The sequence below is a fragment of the Terrimonas pollutisoli genome (assembly GCF_029360765.1).
Taxonomy (GTDB): domain Bacteria; phylum Bacteroidota; class Bacteroidia; order Chitinophagales; family Chitinophagaceae; genus Terrimonas_B; species Terrimonas_B pollutisoli.
Genome location: NZ_JARKNA010000002.1, coordinates 342,735 through 364,575, shown reverse-complemented (window position 1 = coordinate 364,575; position 21,841 = coordinate 342,735). Strand labels below are relative to the sequence as shown.

Genomic DNA, 21,841 nt, shown 5'->3' with positions numbered 1-21,841 from the left:
TTGTTTTTTTACCCTCTTTGCATCTTAAATTTTAATACATGAAACGCCCATATAAAATATTTGACACACAGGAGAATGTTTATTGGGCGTTCTCCCGATCAAAATCGGGAGCCAAAAAAAAATAAAAAATAAACAGATGAAATGGAATTTTGATAACAATTATCCTTCTATTGACGACCTGCGGAAACGGGCACAACAAAAAATACCCGGCTTTGCCTTTGAGTATTTGGACGGTGGTTGTAACGAGGATGTGAATCTTTATAAAAACACCGATGAGTTAAGAAAGATTGAATTGGTACCGCATTACCTGAAAACCCATACAAGTTCTGACCTGAAAACAGAATTGTTTGGTCATATTTATGATGCACCTTTTGGTATCGCTCCCGTAGGCCTACAAGGACTGATGTGGCCCAATGCTCCTGAGATACTTGCCAGCGCTGCCTTTCAGCACAATATTCCTTTCATACTAAGCACCGTTACCACGTCTTCTATTGAACGAATCAGTGAATTGACCCAGGGCAAGGCATGGTATCAATTATATCATCCTGCTGAAAACAGTTTGCGTGATGATATTATCAAAAGATTACAGGCGGCAAAATATGATGTGCTGGTACTATTGTGCGATGTTCCTTCGTTTGGCTTCCGGCCCCGTGATATCCGCAATGGACTGGCTATGCCACCAAAGATGACCCTGCGAAATATTTTGCAGATCATGGGCAAACCGCATTGGGCATTGCGAACCTTACTGCATGGCCAGCCAGAGTTTGCCACGATGAAGCCCTATATGCCCCCCGGCATGAGCATGAAGCAGCTTGGCCTGTATATGAATAAAACTTTTTCGGGAAGGTTGAATAAAGAAAAGATCGCCCCGATCCGGGATATGTGGAAAGGAAAACTTGTTTTAAAAGGCGTAGCCAGCGAAGCGGATACGGAAATCGCCATGCAACTGGGCCTCGACGGCATCATTGTTTCCAATCATGGCGGCAGGCAGATTGATGCGGGACAGTCGGCAGTGCGATCATTAGAATCCATTGTAAAGAACTATAAAGGCAAAATCAAAATTATGATGGATAGCGGCGTTCGTTCGGGTCCTGATGTTGCAAGAGCCTTGGCAGCCGGAGCTGAATTCACCTTCATGGGCCGCAGTTTTATGTACGGCGTATCTGCATTGGGAAACAAGGGTGGCGATCATACCATTGCTATATTAAAAACCCAATTGCAACAAGTAATGGAACAACTGTGCTGTGAAAAGACTGATCAATTTCCCCGCCATTTGGTTTCAATGGAACAGGAAAGTCGCTATACGGATGACATGGCTGGTGAAATCATTCTGCATAGCACCTGATTTCAAAAAGGGAAACCGGTATATCGGGAGATGATTGTTCAAATTCAATTTTCAATTCTTTTGTTGTAACAGCTTTGTCCAGGCGGATTGTATTCCGCGTTTGATAATTGTCTTTTTTTTCGTACAACAGCTTTCCCGCCTCATCCATTATTTTATAGCTCCTCACGCAAAACGGCATTACATGTTCAGGATGCGACATCAATACCGATTCCATCGGGTGATCAAAATCCGTATCAAAACTTAATTCAATGGTTGATATAGTTTGCAGATCGTTCCAATTGATAGTAAGTATTGGCTTTTTATCATTCCAATCGGCAACCCATGCATTGGGTTGATTGGTTGGTCGCGCAATGCCATTTTTTACATTGGAAGGCGAAAATGCTGCAACCGGTGTTTTAAATGACATAGCGAAATTATGCCCCCTTGGCCGGCGTTGCGGTATCCAAAACTCAAAAGAATCTACGCCAATATCCTCTGTAGGTTCCTGTCTGCCAAAATTAGACACCGCTTTATTAACCATGTTAAAAACAGATAATATCCCCGTAACTCTTTTTGAACTAATGGGGATGCTTACCATGTCATTTTTTCTGAATACAATAAAGCCATAAGCTGCATGTGTCATTTCATTGACAAAATGAAGCGGTATACAATTTTTTCCTTCGTTAAGTTGTATGCGCTTAGCTTCTATCAACACATCCGGTGTATGATGATCGGGCTTGCTGCTGATACGCAACTCTATATCGAGGATAGTTTTTTCTTTAGCAAAGGCATGAATATTCACTTCAGTTATTTTACCCTTATTCAAAGGGATCATCTGGGCGCCGGAAAAACTTAATTGAAACATACCGGCATCTTCCGGGAATGCCTGCAATTTCAGTTCACTGGATGCATGAATCATTGCCTTTTGCACCAAATCATTTTCGTCTTTAAGAATTACTCCCGGAATATGTTGACCTATCCTGATAAGGTTCTTCTGCAACACATTCACCAGAACGGTTGAACCAATTTGTTTTGGTAATACATTTTCCCTCGCAGCTATTACAGCGGCCATACCCACTGCCTGTCCAACATAAGCGCTGGTAGCCATCACCCGCGTAGAACCAAATGCCACATGTGATGCACTGATAATACGGCCTGCAATAAACAGGTTATTGATGTTGCGGCTATACAGGCAACGATATGGAATTTGATAAATGCCTTTGGGATGCCATTGATTGCAACCGGGTTTTTCGCTGAACACGCCATCGGCCGGATGTAAGTCAATGCTCCAACCTCCAAAAGCCACCGCATCGGGATGCTGACGCTGCTCCACAATATCTTTTTGCGACAACATATAATCACCTTCAAAACGACGGCTTTCTCTTTTACCGGGTATATGACCCACCCACTCCAGCGTGAGGTTTTCAGCTTCAGGAAAATTGCCGGAATTTTTTATATAATTCCATACACCGTATATCACCTTCCAGAGTTCCCATTTTATTTTTTCCGTATCGTGTACAGTATCCAGCCGCCCCCCGTATTCAATCCACCACAAACGGCAACCATCTTCCTGTGAATTAAAACTTTTATACCGTGGTATCTTCGTAATATCGGTCAATGCAAAAGACGGCGGAATAAATTTTACAGGCTGGCCGGTATCCCTGGAATAGAAATACATCGAATGACCCAGCAACTCTCCATACGATTTCGACGGTGCAAACTTTTCATCGAATTCATCTTTTGATTCAGCACCCATTCTAAACGCAGCGCCTGATAAAAAACCAATGATACCGTCACCACTGGCATCGCAAAAAAGATTGGATTGAATAGTATATAACGTACTGTTCTGGCTGCAAAAAGCGGTAACAGCACTGATCGTATCGGCATCTTTTTTCTCTACTTCAAACACAGCAGTATTCAGGAGCAATTGAATGTTTGGTTCTTCTGTTACTTTTTCCAATAGGATGGTATCAAATATCAGCGCATTGCCTTCAGGGTTGCGGTACATATTTTCAACCAGTAGTTCATCGATAACACCTCCTTCCCTTGCCCAACGGTTGTTATTGCCCATGTGAGAAGTGGCGCCCAACACCCAAAGCCTTACTTCACTCGAGGAGTTTCCCCCAAGGACGGGTCTGTCCTGAACCAGGATAACTTTCAATCCCGACCTTGCTGCTGTAATGGCACAACAAACTCCCGATAAACCACCTCCGGCAATGACAAGCCCGGCACTTAATTTTACAGTATGCAATGATCGTTGCGATATTCCTTCCTCTTTAATCATAATTTTTTGTTTCCTTGTAATCAATATTTCTACAAAACAGCTTCTGCTACGGCGGTCTTCTCCGTGGAAATGGTCAACAATTGAAGTTTTATTTTTCGCGTTGCCCTTAAAGGAATAATAGCCGACAGCAAAATGACGCCTGCAATACCAAGCACGAGCATTTTACCTGAAGTGCTCACAAAGCTTATCCCTACCAGCAATAGCGCAGTAAAGGCCAATGCAAATGCTATTACCCTTAACCCAAAAAGATTTTGCTTTAAAATAGCCCTCTTTTCATCGGGTGTTTCCAAAGCCAGGTTCATTTTCTTTTCTTGCTTAGATGAACTATACCGGATGTAATCAGCACTTACTTTTTTCCTTACTGAAACAAATTCAGTAACCATCAACAGCAATAATGGCAAACCAGTTCCAAGCAACATTTCCTGCGAACGGTCCAATCTTATTTCCAACAAATAAGGTGTTATGAATTTGAAAATGCAATTGATCAGCAGGCAAACGGCTGAAATAATGAAAGCTTCTTTGCCACTCAACTTTTTTGAAAACAATGCCCATAAGGCTGGCAGCAATAAAGGTCCGCCTGTGATGGCAGCAATTGTTAATACCACTTCAATCATACCTCCCGCAGCAGGTACCAATAATGCTATTCCTATCATACCTAAACCCAGCAACAGCGATGAAAGCCGGGCGACTATCATCAACGATTTGTCAGACGCATGCGGCCTGAACATACCTTTATAAATATCGTTGGTGATGATAGCGGAAGTGACGTTAAGCGTTGTGTTTGCCGTAGCCGAAGTAGAGAAATACATGCCCGTCAGCATAAGGCCCATCAGGCCGGGAGGCAGTACCAGTTTGCATACCTGCAAATAAGCGTTTTCAGCATCAAGCCCTTGCAATGACGGATCGATGCTTTTGTACACCATCGGGGGCAACATCCAGATAATGGGACAAATAACATAAAGGCCCGCAAATAACAGCGCTACTTTTTTTGATGCTTTCGGCGACTCTACACTCGTGTAACGTTGCACAAAGGTCCAGTTGCCACCAATATAGGTGATGCTGTACAAGGCAAAGGCCAATATAAAACCAATGGTATATTCTCCATTGAGCAGGTTAAAAAAATCATCGGGTACGTTGTTGGTAAAGGCAGTCCATCCACCTGCGGAATTAAGTGCTAGAGGCAATACCAGCAACACGCTGGCTGTTAACACCACAAATTGCAGAATGTCCGTCACCATCACTGCCCATAAGCCGCCAACTGCCGTATAGGCTATCATCATTATTCCCAAAACGATTGTACTTGGCACCAGGGGAAAGCCAAGAGAACTGCTAACCAGTAAAGCAACAGGGTACAATACTGAGCCTTTACTAAACAACGATACCAGTAAAAAAATGTACATGTAAAATTTCTGAACAGCAGCACCAAGTCTTTCTTTAATAAATTCTGCCGCAGTAAATGCACCTGTTTTTTTCCAACGCGGCGCTAATAATAATGCGGTTATAAGGCCACCCAAAGCCATCGTCCATTGAATAGTGACCGACACCCAGCCATATTTGTAGGCAATAGAACCCCAGGCTACAAACGTACCTGCTGAAAAAAAACTCATAAACAGTGACAGGCCGCCAATAAACCACGGCACAGACTCACCACCTGCAAAAAACGATTTCATGTTTCGTCCCGTACGGACAAACAGCATACCTATTACCAGTACAAAAGCGCTGAAAATGAAAATGACGAGTGTATCAATTGTTTTGTCCATGAATTTCTTTCTGTCTGGTTAGTTGCCAATTATTTTGATAACACGCAGGCCAAAAGCGGGCAGAGCGACCTGGAGTTTGTTCGTATCTATTATGCTATTTATTTGCATTCCTTTTTCATCCAGTATGCCTATATTTTTTACCTGGGCTTTACTGCCAGGAAAAAAACTGCCTGTATTAAGTTCCACTTCAATACTCCTGTTTTCATCATCATCATTCAATAACAGCAGGTAAATTTCGTTGCCGTGTTCTGTCCGTGCTGCGAAATAGTCAATGTACGGATCATTAATACGGGCCATGTCTTTATTCAATATCAACCTGGCTTTATTGCCAAACACTTTACCTGCCGCAAAGCCATACGATTTATGAGGACCTACTTTGGGTGTAATGAAACCCTGCGGAAATGAAATAGCTCCTTTGGAACGTAACTCCATTTCGGAAAGCAAGTAATCTGTGATCCATCCTACCTGCCACCAGGCATGATGAGGATAAGGCCCTGCACCTCTATTCATAGCATCCCAGTAATAAGAAGCTACACTGCTGACACTATCAACAAAAGCATCACGACCGAGGGCTGCAGCACGTGCCATGTTTAAGAACAGCGAATCTCCGGTTAGCCTGAACATGCGTACAAACAATCCCGCATGACTAGCCAATAATATAGGTCCATGTATGTTCGCTGATCCAAAACTGCCACCGTGCTCAAAACTTAAACCCGCCTGGGTTATTTCCCAGTCCTGCCGTTTTATACCATTCACTGTTTTTATTTCATGAGTGGGAATCGGATGCGTATAAATGGATGTGGTGTACAACCGTGCAATATCAATAGCCGATTGTTGATATTTTTTATTGCCGGTAATTTCAAACAGGTCAAGCATTGCCTGTGCACTTTGGCCGGTGGCAAAATCAGGTGCAAAGCGAAGATCACCGCATACGCCCAGGAAAAAACCTTTATTAGCTGCTTCTTTGATAAACCAATCCGCTCCGCGGATAGCAGCATCGAGGTATTTTTTATCACCCAAAATACGGTATGCCACCAGCAAGCCATAAAAAGTAGGACGATAATCTTTCAGATCTGTAAATACAATTTTTTCAGAAGCTCGATCATAACCTACCTCCCAGTGCCCATCGGGATATTGCCAGTTCAGTAACTGGTCGGCACCTAATCGTAATCTTGTTTTTAATTCGGTATCCGCAGGATTGAAGAGTAAAATATTTCCGATATCGAGCAGGGTATAATAAGTAAGCCCCATCGGTTCAACATAAGTACCCCACTCTTCCGTAAATTTTTTGCTCTTACTAAGATAGTATTGACCTATAGCTGCACCCTGGAAAAAACCCTTGCCCGATTGTTGTTGTTCGAGTTTAAAATTACGGGCATAAGGAAGACGATGCTGCAATAAAATACTGTCACCTGTTATGTTTGCAAGCATCCACATGGCGCCGTAGTCGGAGTTTTTCATGGCATCGCGGTCACTGCCAACAACTCCGCCGAGATAAGCCTGTGCGCCAATTTGGCGATTATTAAATTCTTCTACCCGCCACATGGATATGCTATCGTTATGCAAATATTGTTGCATCGCTAATATGCGATCAGTCAGCGATTGACGGGTTTGTTTTAAACTGATAAAATCAGCAAAGCGGTACACTTTATTTACTGCATGTTTATATATGGTATACCAGGTTGCGGGTTGCAACGTATAGCGGAATGAAAAACTAACTTTTTCTCCCTGCTCCAGGTAAGAGCCTTTTTCACCCAACACGGGGTGATATGCAGTAGGAGTTAACTGCGCTTTACGGTTCATTAATGAAAGTCCGAGTGTCCAAACATTGAGTGTGTTGACATTACTTTCCCATGGATCGCGGGCGGTGCCGGGTGCTGGTATCACAGCCAACGACAATCCATTTTTGTTGGTAAGAATGGGCGATAAAGTTGATGCCGTTCGTTCACGTACTATTATTGGTTTGTTCGGAATGCCATGTCCATACCCATAACTCTCTACAAGATTTGCTTCAAGGCTACTGCCCTGGAAAAGACCTGGTATAATACCCCATTTCAATTCGGATTCTTTTACCATGGCCAGGGTTGGGGTTGCAATAGAAAAATAGCCTGGCTTAAGCGAAGTGATGCTTATCGTTACCAGGATATCATTGGGATTGCTATCATCCAATTGCCAGGTGGAATTGATGATGGCGGCATCTGTTGACTTTGAAAATTGGATGGTATTGTTTCCTATTCTCTTTCCCTTATCCGGAAAAAAATGAAGAGCATTTCCTGCAGTGTTCATTGGCACAGGCCGCAGGTTATCCCGCCATGTTCTTACAATATATTTATACGACGAACCGGGAAATGCCTGCACTTCTTTTCCTAATGTATTAATCAATGAGGCGGTATCAGGTTTTTGTTCGCTATACAATAAAGTGAATTCGCCTGAAGGATGTTGAAACGATTGAAACTTCCCGTTGCTCCACACAGCAACCTGCGAGAGCTGAAAGCCTTTTGCTGTTTGCTTCCATTTTAAAGAAACGTTTTTATTCTGAAGCTGTAATGCTTGCTGCGCTGTTACCGATTGCACGCAAAACAGCAACATAACACTAAATCCTTTTATGAAATTGAATCGCATCTTATTTTTTTATTCTCTCACTGTTTGTGAATAACCGGATTGTCCATTTTGATTCAGTGTTGCCAACCTAAACTCATAACTGAGTTTGGGCATTAACCCGGTTAATTTAAAATGATTGATTTGTGCAGCATTGATCGTTTGGGTTTTCCATTCACCGCCGTTGATGTCTCTATATTCCAACTTATAGCCGGTCGCTTTTTTCACCGGCTCAAAGCAAATGATGGCTTCCTTCCCTTGTCTTATCACTCCTGCCAGTATTGGACTCGCAGGTGATAAGCCTCCGTCGGGAGTAACCGCTATTTCTTCACTCCAGGGTGTGATATAAGTATTGTGTTTCCATCGGCGCATGCGGCAATAATAAGTTTGTCCGTTTTGTAATCCCGGTACAAACAAAACACCTTGGTTGGTGGTTTGCAGTGTTGCCGCATCTGAATAATCACCCGGTTTTGTCGTGTATTGAACCTGGAACAAATAATCATCTTCCGCTGTGGGGTAGCCTACATAAAAGCCATTATTTGCCGCTTCGGTATAAGCAATTAATGGTGGAGAATATTCTGTCTCTACTTTAACAGTAACAATATTTACCGGCTCGCTCTCTCCAAATGAATTGACAGCTATAACAGCGAGTTTATAATTATCTCCGTAATTAAGCTTTGGTACATCGAAATAGTTATTAAGGGTAAGTGGCGTTTCAGTAGTTAATTCGTTTTTACCATATTTCAATTTATAAAAACTGGCAGAAGAATTTTTTTCAAAAACGACTCTCAGCCCTCCCCCGTTTTCCCTTAAATCGTTCATCAGGGTACGTACGCCTGACGCATATATAATTTTAGGAGCAATGGGTTTTTGTAAAAAAACAACCGTATCGATTACCGAGTAATTTAATGGCGACAATAGTACAACCTTTAATTTAAAAGTATTTTCGGGCATATCCCAACTAATAGGAAACTTCATTTCAGCATCACCCGGTTTTATAAAAGGCAGCTCATTAAATCCTCCTGTAAGAATCTTGCCGTCTGCCGAAGAAATATTCCAAACCAGGTTATACCCGCTTAATGGATAGGCCGGCAAATCAAGTGGCTGCCGTGGTTTGATAATAATGGTAGCTGAAGATTTTTTTGCAGTTACAATGTTCTCCAATTTCAATTCACGAACAGGTGCATATTCTTTTTGAAAGGAATACCATGCCTTCTTTTTTTGCCTGAACACATCTACAATTCCCCATGGCCTGTTTTCAGAATATTCTTTTGTACCATAAAAAGCGCTACGATAATCGTTAAATGTCCATAACGAAGCACCCATAAGGTAAGGCTTAAAGCGTATAGAATCCATCAAGCCTTTTGCATCTAGATCGCCATCTAAATTTTCAGTAAACTGGTTATAGCCATATTCTGTATAGAACAATAATTTTTCCGGATAAATGTCATGAATTTTATCAGCCAGCATTCCAATCCCTTTGCCGTATTTATTGATCAATCCAATATCCGAAAATTTAATGGGATCATTATTGGTACGATCTGCTGAATGGCTAACCATAACAGCCGTACGGGTTGTATCCAATGTACGAACATGAGCTGTTGCTTCTTCAACATAATCATTAACACCTGGCACATGACCAATTTCGTTTCCTACACTCCATCCAATGATGCAGGGATGATTAAACTGAGTGATGACTAACCTTGATAACCATTCTTTGGGAACAGGACTGTTCTTAAACACCAGTTGATCATACCCCCATAATGGTATTTCAGAAAAAATAAGGATACCTTTTTCATCAAGATAATCGAGCATTTCATTTGGCATGGGCATATGGGTGAGGCGGGCCATGTTGGCTCCCATACTTTTCATCAGGTCTATATCTTCCTTTATACGCCAAAGCGGCAAAGTATTGCCCGTAGTACGGTCATCAGGAACAAGATTGAAACCCATTACCCGCATCGATTGCCCGTTCAATTTAAAAGTATACTTTTTATTATCTACTTCTATTTTGCGCAGGCCAAAGGCAGTTTTATTTTCATGTAATACCCTGGTATTATTTTTAATCCGCACTTTGCTCTGGTATAAGAACGGATCATCGCAATTCCATAAATGCAATTGCTTTGAGTTGATGGTAGTACGAACAATGGTTTCGGCGGTATTGCCTGACCCCACAGTTATAGCAAAAGGCACTATTTTCTCAAAACCATTTTTATTGGATAATACTACTTCGCCTTGCAACCGGGCCGGATTGCTATCCGTATTTTTCACAAAAAGTTTAATACTTATTGCTGCTGTTTTTTTATCAAGATCAATTTGTGAAGAGATCATTTGCTGAACAATTCGTGCAGGGCCAGTAACTACAAGCGTTACCGGTCTGCGTATACCACCCCAGTTCCAGATGGCTCCCCGGCGAAAAGTATTATCCGCACATACTACCAAAGAGTTGGGTTTATCATCGTTTAAAAATTTATTTATTTCAAATTCAAAAGGCAGAAAACCGCTATTGCTTGTTCCCAGCAGTTTTCCGTTCAACCACACTTTACTATCATGATACACTGCTTCAAATAATAATCTAACCACCTGCTCTTTTTTGATATCTGGTATTGAAAAGGAAATCCTGTACCATGCTTTTCCTACATAATGCGAATATTCGTTACGAAGATCCCAGTTGCCCGGTACAGTCATACTGTCCCATGATGATGTATTAACCGTTTCACCAAACCATGATTGTTTTTCACCAATATCGTTAGGATCTGTTTTAAATGCCCAGCTACCATTAAGGCTTTTTAAATACTCACCGGTATTTTGTTGACTGTTACTTGTTATTAAAACAGAAGTGAGTATAAAAAGAAATACTATTTTCTTCATCGTTTGGTTGTACTTGTTTTTTCGATCAGCGCAATAACGTTTGCCATTTTTTCTCCTATATCATTCAAGCCTTGCTGACTGTAATGAATTTCATCTTTCATCCAACCCCACTTTTCAAATTCGCCGGTATTGGTATATACAAGGAAGGTATTGGGCGAATGTCCCGCCACCCGTTCCTGCGCTTTCCTTACTTCATCAAATCCTTCCCTGGCGTGATTTTTATAAAAGCCTGTTTGAATAATATAAAAAGGCAGTGTTTCACCCAACACTTTACGGAAGCGGCCGATCAGGTCAATTAATGCAGCTTCGTATTCTGTTGCTGTAAGTTGACCGGTGTTAATAGCATTTGCATCGCGTTCGCCCTGGCTCCAGATCACCCCGCTTAATGGTGGCGCTGAATACTGCATAGCCTGCTTTGTTTTTACCAATGCGTTCTCAAACAATGGCATATTGCCTTTGATGGCCCAGGTACCATAATTTTCTAATTCTGCTTTGGTATGGCAACTGCTGCCTCCACGTGCCGCACTTATGATCAGCACCGCTTTGCCCGTTTGACTATGATATTGTTTGGCAAAAGCCGGAATAAAACTCCCCGTATTCGCCCGCTGAAAATTTTGCCAGTTCTCACCGGCAGGATCCCGGAGTGGCAAAAGACTGGTATCATTCATCCGGTATTCAAAAGCTGTATGAATGCTGCATGATATAGATGAATCTTTATTTCCCTGCCCAACTGCATTGCTTTGTCCCGCAATAAGAAATAACGCTTTGTCTTGTGCATGTGCAGATGTTATCATGTTAAGCGTTATGACAACCAGGAAGCAAAATTTTTTAATGACATTCTCTCGCATCAATGAACAAATGAAGAATTAAATATCTGTTTATTTCCACGCCGGGTTTTGAGCGATTTTTGGATTGGCATTGATTTCATCCTGTGGTATTGGAAAATATTTATGCTTTAACTCAGGTTGACGAACAGGATAAATATCATTAACTGCCAGTGGGATTACTGTCATAAATTTTCCTGTACGGGTAAGATCATACCAACGGTCACCTTCAGCAAACAATTCCCAATTACGTTCCTGTATCACAGAATCAATAAAAGCTTCCTGGCTGAGTCCCGCTGTAAGATCCGGAAGTCCCGCTCTTGTACGAACCTGGTTGATATAGCCATAAGCTTTGGTGGTGGCGCCTGTTTGTCTTGCTTCCGCTTCCGCAGCAATCAATAACACATCAGCATAACGGAGAATAGGAATATTGCTTCCTGTGCCATTTGTGCTTACAGGGTCCTGGTATTTTTTAACCAGTACACCATACGGCGTAATGGGTGTTATATTTTTTTGAGGAACAACTGATCCATTTGCATGAATATAATTGGTATCTAATAAAGTCCTTCTTTTATCAATGGGGTTGAATGATGCGAAGAAAGCAGGATAGGCAAAAGCAGAACCAAAAGAAGATTTCGAATACTCAGGGCCTGTACTGTTTGGCGGGCCAAATAATGAAGTGATTTGCGATGTACGGTTAGGCGCCGCTGTACCTTCGCTTTCAAAAGCAAATAAGTTTTCAAATCGTGCGGCGTCTTCTTTTGCAAATTCAAATACTGTTTTTACATCAGGCATCAAACCCACCTTACCGGAATTAATAACCTCTTCAGCTTTTGCCAATGCAACGGACCAGTTTTCTGCATACAATGCAGCTTTGGCTTGTAATGCCAATGCAGCCTGTTTGCTTGGGCGACCTTTTACTAATGTGGCGCTGTAATCAGGAAGAAGAGGAACCGCTTTTTCCAGGTCTTCATTGATTTGTTTATATACATCTGCCACCGGGCTTTTGCCAAAAAACGCTTCTTCTTCTGTTCTGCTGGGTGCTATTTTAATGATCACATCACCGAAGTTTTTCGCCAGCATCCAGTGATATAATCCACGAAGAAACCAGGCTTCTCCGAGTATCTGGTCTTTACGTGCTGCATCCATACTGGTACCGGGAACTTTATCAAGAACCCAGTTTACTTTTTCTATACCGGCATAACAACTGCGCCATACCTGCACAGGAGATTCAAATTCACGACTGAAACTTTTCTGTGAAGTGAAATTGGGATCGTAATTAAACAACGTAAAAGTATTGCGTGCAACTACCGGCCTCGGATAAACCTGGTCGGCACTGAAATCGGCAATAAGGTTTGGAGCAGGGCCATTATGCATATCCCCAAATGGGCCATAGGCAGCAGTAATGGCCGCTTCCGCATCATTGGTCGACTTATAAAATTTCTCTGTATAAATCTGTGAATAAACATCTTCTTCCAAACTTTTTTTACAACCTGTCATTGCAGGAACAATCAGCAGTATGGTTATATAAATAAGTGAATTATTTTTCATGACTAACTATTTAGTAAAATTTGAATGAAATAAAAATTAAAGGCCGATTTGCAAACCTGCCATGATGGTTCTTGAATTGGGGTAAACAAGATTATCGATACCAATCCGCTGGTTATCGTTACCGTACGTATTTACTTCCGGATCGTAACCGCTATAATCAGTAATGGTAAATAAGTTCATTGCGCTTACATACACCCTGATATTTCTTACATTTTTTATGGAAGTGAAATTATATCCCAGGCTGATATTTTTACACCTGATAAATGAACCATCTTCCACAAAACGATCGGTAAGCGGTATACGCTGACCCTGGAACCCGCTCACATATTCATTCGTAGGATTAGTGGGTGACCAACGATTAACCAGTGGTTGGAAAACATTACGCTGACCAAGCGGGTTTTCGAAACTATAACGGCTCAGGTTGTAAATATCATTTCCCTGCACGCCTGTCAGAAATATTCCGAGATCAAAACCTTTGTAGGATAAATTGGTAGTAAGACCAAAAATATAATCTGCATTGGGATCGCCGACTATCATTTGATCAGCACCAGTAATCTGACCATCTTTATTCAGGTCCTTTACTTTCGTACCACCGGTACGGCTGCCAGATCCCGGCATTACTGCTTCACCTGTCTGGTAAATACCATCGAAAATATAGGCTTTAAATAAACCCACGGGTGACCCTTCTTTTAATACAGCAACGGTGCTTCCATTGGCAAATTTTTCTTTGGTAAGTCCGCCATCAATACTCAATATTTTATTTCTATTTAAAGTAAGATTACCGCCAATATTCCATTTAAAATCTCCCTGCAGTATCCTGGCATTCACAGCAAATTCCCATCCTTTATTTTCAATACTGCCGAAGTTTTTAGTGATGGTACTATAACCACTTGAAAATGGCAGAGCCTGGTCAAATAATAATTTATCCGTTTTCTTATTATAGTAATCAATAACGACTCCAACCTTGTTATTGAATAATTCGAGATCAAGACCAATATCGGCCTGCGTTGAGCTTTCCCAGCTAAGGTTGGGATTAGAAATTCCAACAGGGCTGATACCAATGGTATACACATGATTGAAGGTGTAGTTACTACCCGGACCTGACAATGACAGGGATTTATAGGGAGAAATAGCGCCGGCATTTCCTGTCACACCATAACTCGCCCTAAGCTTAAGATCGTTGAGCCATGACACATTTTCCATAAATTTTTCCTGCGTAATACGCCAAGCCGCTGAAACAGCAGGGAAGACGCTGTATTTATTGTTCTCGCCAAATACACTTGCACCATCAGACCTTACCGTTAGTGTTAACAGGTATTTGTCATCATAACCATAGTTAACCCGTCCCATAAACGATTGCAATTTTTGTTTTTCCCGGTAACTGCTGACATTGCGGTTTACTGCAAGATTTAATGCTTCATTTTTGGTATCATCATTCGGAAGACCGGTGGCAGAAATACTATTGGTATTATATTGAGAGCTCTGTGCTGCATAAACACCGGTGAATTTTAAAGAATGCTTTTGGCCGAAATTGGCGGAATAGGTCAGAATACTTTCGTGTAATAGCAAAGTACTGTTGCCATTCGATTTTGACGCAGACCCTGAATTCGCATTTAAATCACGTGCAGCAATAATATATCTTGGAGAATAATAATCAGTAAGACTGCTTTGAAGATCAGTATTAAAAGATGCACGGTAAACAAGGCCCTTTGTAATGTCTACTTCTCCATATACATTCGCCAATGTACGCTTAATTGCCGTTTGGTTCAGTACTTCCGTAAGGCCTAATGGATTTATTACTTCACGGTAACGGTTATTGAATTGTTCGCCAAAAGGCCAAATGGTTCCATCCGGACGATAGGGCTCCAATGTTGGAGGCGCACCCAGTGCAGAACCCACGACACTGGCAGTGGTTACTGCTGCATCAAGACTTTGGCTACCTGTAGGTATTCCCTTATTGATGCTATAACTGCTAAGAATGCTTGTACCTACTTTTACCCGTTTATTAATCTTATGATCAATGGTAGCACGTAAAGAATAGCGTTTGAAATCAGACTTGATAACGATCCCTTCCTGGTCAAAATAATTGCCCGAAAGAGAAAATTGTGTTTTATCAGAACCCCCGGAAATGGCAAGCTGGTGACTTTGGATAGGAGCTTTCTGATAGAGGAGATCCTGCCAGTCGGTGCCTTTTCCTAATGAAGCAGGATCGGAATATACAACGGTAGGACTATAAATCTGGTTTTCAAGACTGGCAAATTCCGATGCATTCATTACACTTAGTTTCTTTGTTATTTCCTGCACGCCGTAATATGTTTCAAAATTCAACTGGGTGGCGCCGTTGCGTCCGCGTTTGGTGGTAATTAATACTACCCCATTGGCGCCACGTGCACCATAGATAGCGGTAGCCGATGCATCTTTTAATATATCGATCGACTCAATATCATTGGGATTGATGGTAGACAATGGACTGATATCTGTAACGCCGCCGCTGTTTGCAATCTGTACTCCATCTACAATGTATAACGGCTCGGATGTTCCATTTAATGAATTAGTACCCCGCACACGAACACTGATATTCCCTCCCGGCGCCGACGAATTTTGCGTAACCTGAACGCCTGCCACCCTGGCCTGTAACCCCTGTGCCAGGTTGCTTACTGCAGTTTGTTTCAGTTCATCTCCTTTTACGGTGGCCACCGAACCAGTTATAGCTGCTTTTCTCTGGGTACCATAACCAACCACCACTACATTGGTAAGTTCGCTTGCAGCTAACTGCATGCTGACCTTCAAATTGGTTTGCCCATTCAAAGAAACTTCTACTGCTTGAAACCCTGTATGAGAAAATACAAGCGTAGACGAGGAAGACAATGCTTTAATAGAAAATTGCCCGTTGGTATTACTGACTACGGCATTATTGGATTGCTTGTCAGTAACGGTTACACCTGACAATGGCTCATTGTTACTACCTGTCACTGTTCCGGCGACGGTGACTGTTTGTGCAACTGCATTAACACTAAAAGCAGTAAGAAGTATAAGTGGAAAGATGAGGGGAAATAAACGAGGAAATTTTTTAAGCATGGCAGTCGTTTTTTTGTTTGTAGCATAAAAATGAAGTAAAAAAATGAAACAAAAACTCTTTTTTTGAATTATTATTTTTGGGAATGTTCCCATTTTTTTGGGAATGTTCCCAAAATGTCTACTTTTATATTCTACCATCAATCAATTTTGAACAACCATTTAAATGAAGTCACACCAAATTTCAATTATAGACATTGCGAAAGAGTTGGGAATCTCAAAGTCAACCGTGTCAAGAGCTTTGTTGGGACATTCCAGCGTAAAAGAAAAAACAAGGATTGCTGTGCTCGAACTGGCTGCAAAGCTGGACTACCAACGCAACACATTAGCCTTAAGCCTGGCTAACAAAAAAACATTGTTGATAGGTATATTAGTTCCTGAAATAATGAGTTCATTTTTTCCCTCCATCATAAAAGGAGCTGAAGAAATCTTTGAAGCCGAGAAATATAAAAGCCTTATTTGCCATAGCAATGAAAATTATGAAAGGGAAGTAGAAAATGTAAAATTGTTGCTTTCCCAGCAAGTAGATGGCATCATCGCATCACATACAAAGGAAACCAGGAATTTTGATCACTTCAAACTGATACAAAGAAGGGGCATTCCTTTGGTCATGTTTAACCGTGTTACAGATTTGCTGGATACACCTAAAGTAGTGGTGGATGACTATGAAGCGGCGTTTACTGCCGTAGAACATCTTATTAAAAAAGGGAGAAAAAGAATAGCACATCTTGCCGGGCCTGATTCACTGATAAACAGTAAACTTCGTTTGCAAGGGTATCTTGATGCTTTGAAGAAACATAAAATCCCAATAGATAATAACCTGATTATTTCTTATGATCTCTCGCTGGAAAAAGTAAAAATTTATGTTCAGCATTTTTTAACCCTTTCGCCACCACCCGATGCGCTTTTTTGCATGAACGACCCTACCGCCATTGCAGCCATGAGAGTCATAAAGCAAAATAAATTGCGAATTCCGCAGGATATAGCTGTTGTAGGTTTTAGTAATGATCTGTCTTCTGAATTAGTCGATCCTGCTCTTACTACTATGGCTCAACCTACATTTGACCTCGGAAGGGAAGCCGCCAGGCTGCTGTTAAAAGAAATCAGCAATGAAGGAAATGACGAAGGTGTAAAAACAAACCACAAGACGGTGGTATTAAAAACTCAGCTTTTGGTGAGAGAATCAACATGAATAAGGCTAACCTATGAAAAACTAAAATAATTAACTATCATTACGGCCATTTAATATTGAGCATGACGAAAAAATCAACCCTTGAATGCTTTGCGATTGTAAGCTGCATATGCCTGCTTCTTGCAGGTTGCAGCAAAGATGACGCTGCCCCCCCCACTGTATCTAAAGCAATATTTACAATCGCTCCGTTATCCGGTTGTTCTGATATCATTGTCAGCGGAGATTATTTTACCGGCGAGCCAATAACCGACGCCGACAGCATACAGGTAAAAGTTGATGTGTTACAACCGGGGGAATGGAGCTATCAAAGCGATACGACCAATGGTATTTCGTTTTCAGGTGGCGGTACGGTCAATACCACAGGTCCACAATATATTTCAGTTGCTCCAAAGGGTACTCCCGTTTTACCCGGCAACTTTGTTCATACCTTTAAATCAGATACGCGACAGGTGAATGTTTATGTTTCGGTGGTAGACCGGAATGTTACACCGGAAATGGTGCCTGATGAAACTCCCTATTTTAAATTAACATTGGATAATATCGATTATCAATTAACCAATAACAACAACGATCCTTCGCGGCAGGTGGGTATGTGGAGTCCTTCGGTAGACTCAGGTTCCGTGGGATGCGGGATCGCCCCGAATATGTTTCCGCCTCCTCCGGGCACAGGCGCCATTTCTATTCAAAAAAATTATATCGGCACCCTCGATCCTGCTTTGACTGGTGCTGATTTCAAGGCTTTTTTTCAGCCCGACGCTTACCGCTTTGCAGTGAAGACTTGTGGAAAGTTAACAGACGGGATGCTGATCGCCTGGAGTGATTCTGATAGTAAAACCTGGGCCACCCATTTTGGAAATAACCAGGAAGGAAGTTATGTTAAAATAGTCGGTTTGACAGACGGTTATAATTCTAATGGCAAATATTACGTAAAAGTAAAAATGAGATTCAGGTGTAAATTGTATTCCTACCCTGAAGGGAATATGAAGGAACTGACAAATGGTGAAATGGTGGCCTATTTCGTCAGGCACTTTTAATTGCTATAAACAAGAAAAGATCGACAATAGTTGCCATTAATTCTCACTGTACCTTCTGCTGCTAGTTAACCTGTCCTCTGAATTAGTCGATCCTGCGCTTACTACAGTGACCTAACCTACATTTGACCTCGGACGAGAAGCCGCCAGGATGGTTTTAAAAGAAATCAGCAACGAGGGAAATAACGAGGCAATAAAAACAAACCATAAAACGGTGGTGTTAAAAACGAAGCTTTTGATCAGGGAATCAACATGAATAAAAGTGATAACCAGATTGAGAAAGTAGCTCTTTTGAAGCCACTGCATTGTTTTTTGATGACTAAACCTAGTGGTAGTGTACTGAAAAATGGAGAAAAGAAACGTCAGTTTCCTGAAATGATTATCTGTACTACGTTGCAAAAGAATGGAATAAGTAAAATAAAGTTAAGTGGGGTAAGTGGCTTACTTGCCGATACAGAAAATGGAAATATTTGATTCTTAAATTTTAAGGTGCTATGTGGTACAAATTCGGTACAAAACATTTTTACCAAAGCTATTTATTGTACTTTATGCAACTTTACTTCATCTCACCGGTGATTTCTTCGAGTCCCGACAAGAATCAAATATATTAGCGTATCAAGTTACAAATCAATTTATAATTTAGCTGATTTTCGAGGTGGCTCCTGACCACGCCCTTGAACGATTTGATCTGCTTTGAAACATTTAAAAGAGCTGGAATCGAACAAGATTACCAAATGAATACAAACAAATGGAATTTATTGAGTTCCAAAAGAACATCAAAAAAAACTGAAGTTCGAATATTTGTTACCAGGTTGGCTACTTCGGGATGAATAGAAGTACCTTTTTTTTGATTAGGCTTATTAGCTCCATCGTTAATTAGAAGTAAATGTATTATTTAATCCATAAGCCGGAGACCATTGGAATTTTGTGAGTCTGCCATTATTAGCGTGTCTATTATCTTCATTTGAAACGGTTCGTTGATTATGATCGATGCGTCATTTCCTGCAAAATTTCAACGGATGGCGTAATATGTGAACCAAAAAGACCAAACCACCAGTAACTGATATCTTCTTCCTGTTCATTTATACTTTTACTTCCTGTGCTTATAATGAATATGGGCAGCTGAGCGAATCTTTTCCGCAGCCTGCTCCGGAGTAATATCCCGTTGCGGATTAGCCAGCATTTCATAACCAACCATAAACTTTTTTATAGTAGCCGAACGAAGCAATGGCGGATAAAAATGCATGTGCCAGTGCCAGGCCTCCTGTTTTCCATTATTTACAGGACGCTGGTGCATGCCTCCGGAGTAAGGGAATGACACGTTGAACAGATTATCATACTTCACCAACAGATGTTTCAACGCATACGACAAATCTTTTTTCTCCTCTTTGCTGAATGCTGAAATATCCTGTACATGCCTGCGGCTGACAATCATCGTTTCGAAAGGCCATACTGCCCAATATGGAACAAGCACTGCAAAAGATTCATTTTGATAAATAATGCGTTCTTCTTGCTTTAATTCAACAGCCAGGTAATCCGACAAGAGGCTTCGCCCGTTTTGCAAATAATATTTTTCCTGCTGAAAAGTTTCTTTAATGATTTCATTTGGAATCTCACTGCTTGCCCATATTTGGCCGTGCGGATGCGGATTGCTGCATCCCATTATCTCTCCTTTATTCTCAAAAATCTGAATGTATCTAACATTATTATTTTGTGCCAGGCTTTGAAATTCTTTTTGCCAAACATCAACTACACCGGCGATTTCATCTGCTTCTATTTCTGCAAGGGTTAAATCATGTCTTGGTGAAAAACTGACAACCCTGCAAATGCCTGTTTGACTTTCAGCTACCAATAAATTTTCTATGTTTTCATTGCCATTGGGTGTATCATTTAATAATGCCGCATAGTCATTTTCAAAAACAAATACCTCATTATACTTCGGATTGGTTTCTCCGTTGGCCCTTTTATTTCCCGGACACAGATAGCAGGTCTCGTCGTAAAAAGGTCTTTCATCAGTGTGAGATGTTTCTACTTTTCCCTGCCAGGGTCTTTTATTTCTGTGAGGAGAGACGAGAGTCCATTCTCCCGTAAGCAGGTTAAGTCTTCTGTGCGGGTACGCTTTTGTATTAAACATATTCATAGAGTTTTATTTTGGATGTTCCCCCTGACAACTGTACAGGGTAAGTTTTCAACGCGATGCCAAATTTATTTTTATAAGCTTCTCCGAAATCACTGCTTATTTCATCGATGGCTGTTTGATGAACTATATTGATGGTACATCCGCCAAAACCGCCTCCCATCATTCTTGCGCCCAATATCCGCTTATCTGTTTTTGCTTTGGTAACCAACCAATCCAGTTCAGGACAGCTCACTTCGTACAGTTGACTTAGCCCCTCATGTGTCAGAAACATTTTTTTCCCAAACGCTTCTATGTCATTTCTCAGCAAATCTTCACAGCCTATCTGTACACGCAGGTTTTCTTCTACTACATATTTGCATCGCCTGAAAATTTCATCGGTCACGATCTTCTTTAAATATGTATTTACCTGTAATGGGTTAACATCCCGCAGGCTTTGTATACGAGGGTAGATTTCCTGCAAGGCTTTAATGCCTTCAGCACACTCTTCTCTCCGTGTATTGTATTCTGATGAAGCCAGCGAATGTTTTACTCCCGTATCAAACAAAATGATGGCATACTCACCCAGGCGCAACGGGAAATACTCATACGAAAGATTGCGACAGTCAAGTTTTATCACCTGCCCCTCCCTGCCCATCATACTGGCAAACTGATCCATGATGCCACATTGTACCCCGACAAAATTGTTCTCCGCCCTTTGCGACAGCTTTATCATTTCCATTTCCGTCATTCCTGCTTCAAAAAGTTCATTCATAGCCATGGTCATACAGCATTCAACAGCGGCGGATGAAGACAGGCCAGCTCCAATGGGTATATTGCCGCCAATCACAACATTTACTCCGCTTAGCTGAGTGTTCTTTTTTTGAAACTCAACTATTACTCCCGTTAAATAGTCAGGCCACACCTGTGAGGAACGCTGTATTTCATCAATTGGGGAGAAAAAACTTTCATCAACATCTGTCGCATAAAAGTTGCAATCATCCGTATGATTTAATGAGATCGCTATAATTATTTCTTTGTCAATAGCAGCAGGCAGCACGAATCCATTATTGTAATCCGTATGCTCGCCTATTAAATTAATACGACCGGGTGAACGAAATACCTCCGGCTCTCCGGGAAATTTTTCTTTGAATGTTCTTATGATTTTCTTTACCATCTTTTTTCTGAATAAATATTGAAACTTAAAAATTACTA

Annotated in this window: 13 protein-coding genes; 4 read left to right on the top strand and 9 right to left on the bottom strand. The window is 41.3% G+C overall.

The genetic code is table 11. From position 1 onward, the window contains the following. Positions 1-136: 136 nt before the first annotated feature. A complete protein-coding gene (locus tag P2W73_RS05545) occupies positions 137-1,345 on the top strand; it encodes an alpha-hydroxy acid oxidase (protein WP_276501004.1) in 1,209 nt (402 codons plus the stop codon). On the opposite strand, the gene P2W73_RS05540 is transcribed toward P2W73_RS05545, so the two are convergent. From P2W73_RS05540 to P2W73_RS05510, 7 genes are all read right to left on the bottom strand, one after another. Further along, complete coding sequence (locus P2W73_RS05540) at positions 1,326-3,608, bottom strand: FAD-dependent oxidoreductase (protein WP_276501003.1); 2,283 nt, start codon at positions 3,606-3,608, stop codon at positions 1,326-1,328. The genes P2W73_RS05545 and P2W73_RS05540 overlap by 20 nt on opposite strands. A gap of 29 nt (positions 3,609-3,637) precedes the next feature. Next, positions 3,638-5,368: a sodium:solute symporter family protein gene (locus P2W73_RS05535; RefSeq protein WP_276501002.1), complete on the bottom strand. Its 1,731-nt coding sequence runs from the start codon at positions 5,366-5,368 to the stop codon at positions 3,638-3,640. 18 nt (positions 5,369-5,386) lie between these two features. Next, entirely contained in the window at positions 5,387-7,990 is a 2,604-nt protein-coding gene (locus P2W73_RS05530) for a glycoside hydrolase family protein (RefSeq protein ID WP_276501001.1), read from the bottom strand. A gap of 9 nt (positions 7,991-7,999) precedes the next feature. Further along, on the bottom strand, positions 8,000-10,837 hold the full coding sequence (locus P2W73_RS05525) for a glycoside hydrolase family 2 TIM barrel-domain containing protein (protein WP_276501000.1): 2,838 nt from the start codon (positions 10,835-10,837) through the stop codon (positions 8,000-8,002). Further along, positions 10,834-11,631 (bottom strand): sialate O-acetylesterase, encoded by a 798-nt coding sequence (locus P2W73_RS05520; protein ID WP_276500999.1) that lies wholly within the window; start codon positions 11,629-11,631, stop codon positions 10,834-10,836. The genes P2W73_RS05525 and P2W73_RS05520 overlap by 4 nt, the downstream gene beginning before the upstream one ends. Positions 11,632-11,715: 84 nt before the next feature. Then, on the bottom strand, positions 11,716-13,212 hold the full coding sequence (locus P2W73_RS05515) for a RagB/SusD family nutrient uptake outer membrane protein (RefSeq protein ID WP_276500998.1): 1,497 nt from the start codon (positions 13,210-13,212) through the stop codon (positions 11,716-11,718). Positions 13,213-13,248: 36 nt separating this feature from the next. Further along, entirely contained in the window at positions 13,249-16,290 is a 3,042-nt protein-coding gene (locus P2W73_RS05510) for a SusC/RagA family TonB-linked outer membrane protein (RefSeq protein WP_276500997.1), read from the bottom strand. A 163-nt stretch (positions 16,291-16,453) separates the two neighbouring features. Between P2W73_RS05510 and P2W73_RS05505 the strand changes: the two genes are divergently transcribed. The 3 genes from P2W73_RS05505 to P2W73_RS05495 all read left to right on the top strand — a co-directional run bounded on the left by P2W73_RS05505 (position 16,454) and on the right by P2W73_RS05495 (position 18,984). Beyond that, positions 16,454-17,479, top strand: a complete 1,026-nt coding sequence (locus P2W73_RS05505; protein ID WP_276500996.1) for a LacI family DNA-binding transcriptional regulator — start codon at positions 16,454-16,456, stop codon at positions 17,477-17,479. Positions 17,480-17,541: 62 nt separating this feature from the next. After that, entirely contained in the window at positions 17,542-18,513 is a 972-nt protein-coding gene (locus tag P2W73_RS05500; protein ID WP_276500995.1) for a hypothetical protein, read from the top strand. A gap of 249 nt (positions 18,514-18,762) precedes the next feature. Then, a complete protein-coding gene (locus P2W73_RS05495) occupies positions 18,763-18,984 on the top strand; it encodes a hypothetical protein (RefSeq protein WP_276500994.1) in 222 nt (73 codons plus the stop codon). 616 nt (positions 18,985-19,600) lie between these two features. Here the strand turns inward: P2W73_RS05495 and P2W73_RS05490 are convergent. After that, complete coding sequence (locus P2W73_RS05490; protein ID WP_276500993.1) at positions 19,601-20,650, bottom strand: UDP-glucose--hexose-1-phosphate uridylyltransferase; 1,050 nt, start codon at positions 20,648-20,650, stop codon at positions 19,601-19,603. After that, a complete protein-coding gene (galK, locus tag P2W73_RS05485; protein WP_276500992.1) occupies positions 20,637-21,803 on the bottom strand; it encodes a galactokinase in 1,167 nt (388 codons plus the stop codon). The genes P2W73_RS05490 and galK overlap by 14 nt, the downstream gene beginning before the upstream one ends. Between the last annotated feature and the right edge of the window lie 38 nt (positions 21,804-21,841).

Coding starts and splice junctions, on each gene's coding strand:
- P2W73_RS05545 (WP_276501004.1), top strand. CDS start 137: ATGAAATGGAATTTTGATAACAATTATCCTTCTATTGACGACCTGCGG.
- P2W73_RS05540 (WP_276501003.1), bottom strand. CDS start 3,608: ATGATTAAAGAGGAAGGAATATCGCAACGATCATTGCATACTGTAAAA.
- P2W73_RS05535 (WP_276501002.1), bottom strand. CDS start 5,368: ATGGACAAAACAATTGATACACTCGTCATTTTCATTTTCAGCGCTTTT.
- P2W73_RS05530 (WP_276501001.1), bottom strand. CDS start 7,990: ATGCGATTCAATTTCATAAAAGGATTTAGTGTTATGTTGCTGTTTTGC.
- P2W73_RS05525 (WP_276501000.1), bottom strand. CDS start 10,837: ATGAAGAAAATAGTATTTCTTTTTATACTCACTTCTGTTTTAATAACA.
- P2W73_RS05520 (WP_276500999.1), bottom strand. CDS start 11,631: ATGATAACATCTGCACATGCACAAGACAAAGCGTTATTTCTTATTGCG.
- P2W73_RS05515 (WP_276500998.1), bottom strand. CDS start 13,212: ATGAAAAATAATTCACTTATTTATATAACCATACTGCTGATTGTTCCT.
- P2W73_RS05510 (WP_276500997.1), bottom strand. CDS start 16,290: ATGCTTAAAAAATTTCCTCGTTTATTTCCCCTCATCTTTCCACTTATA.
- P2W73_RS05505 (WP_276500996.1), top strand. CDS start 16,454: ATGAAGTCACACCAAATTTCAATTATAGACATTGCGAAAGAGTTGGGA.
- P2W73_RS05500 (WP_276500995.1), top strand. CDS start 17,542: ATGACGAAAAAATCAACCCTTGAATGCTTTGCGATTGTAAGCTGCATA.
- P2W73_RS05495 (WP_276500994.1), top strand. CDS start 18,763: ATGAATAAAAGTGATAACCAGATTGAGAAAGTAGCTCTTTTGAAGCCA.
- P2W73_RS05490 (WP_276500993.1), bottom strand. CDS start 20,650: ATGAATATGTTTAATACAAAAGCGTACCCGCACAGAAGACTTAACCTG.
- galK (WP_276500992.1), bottom strand. CDS start 21,803: ATGGTAAAGAAAATCATAAGAACATTCAAAGAAAAATTTCCCGGAGAG.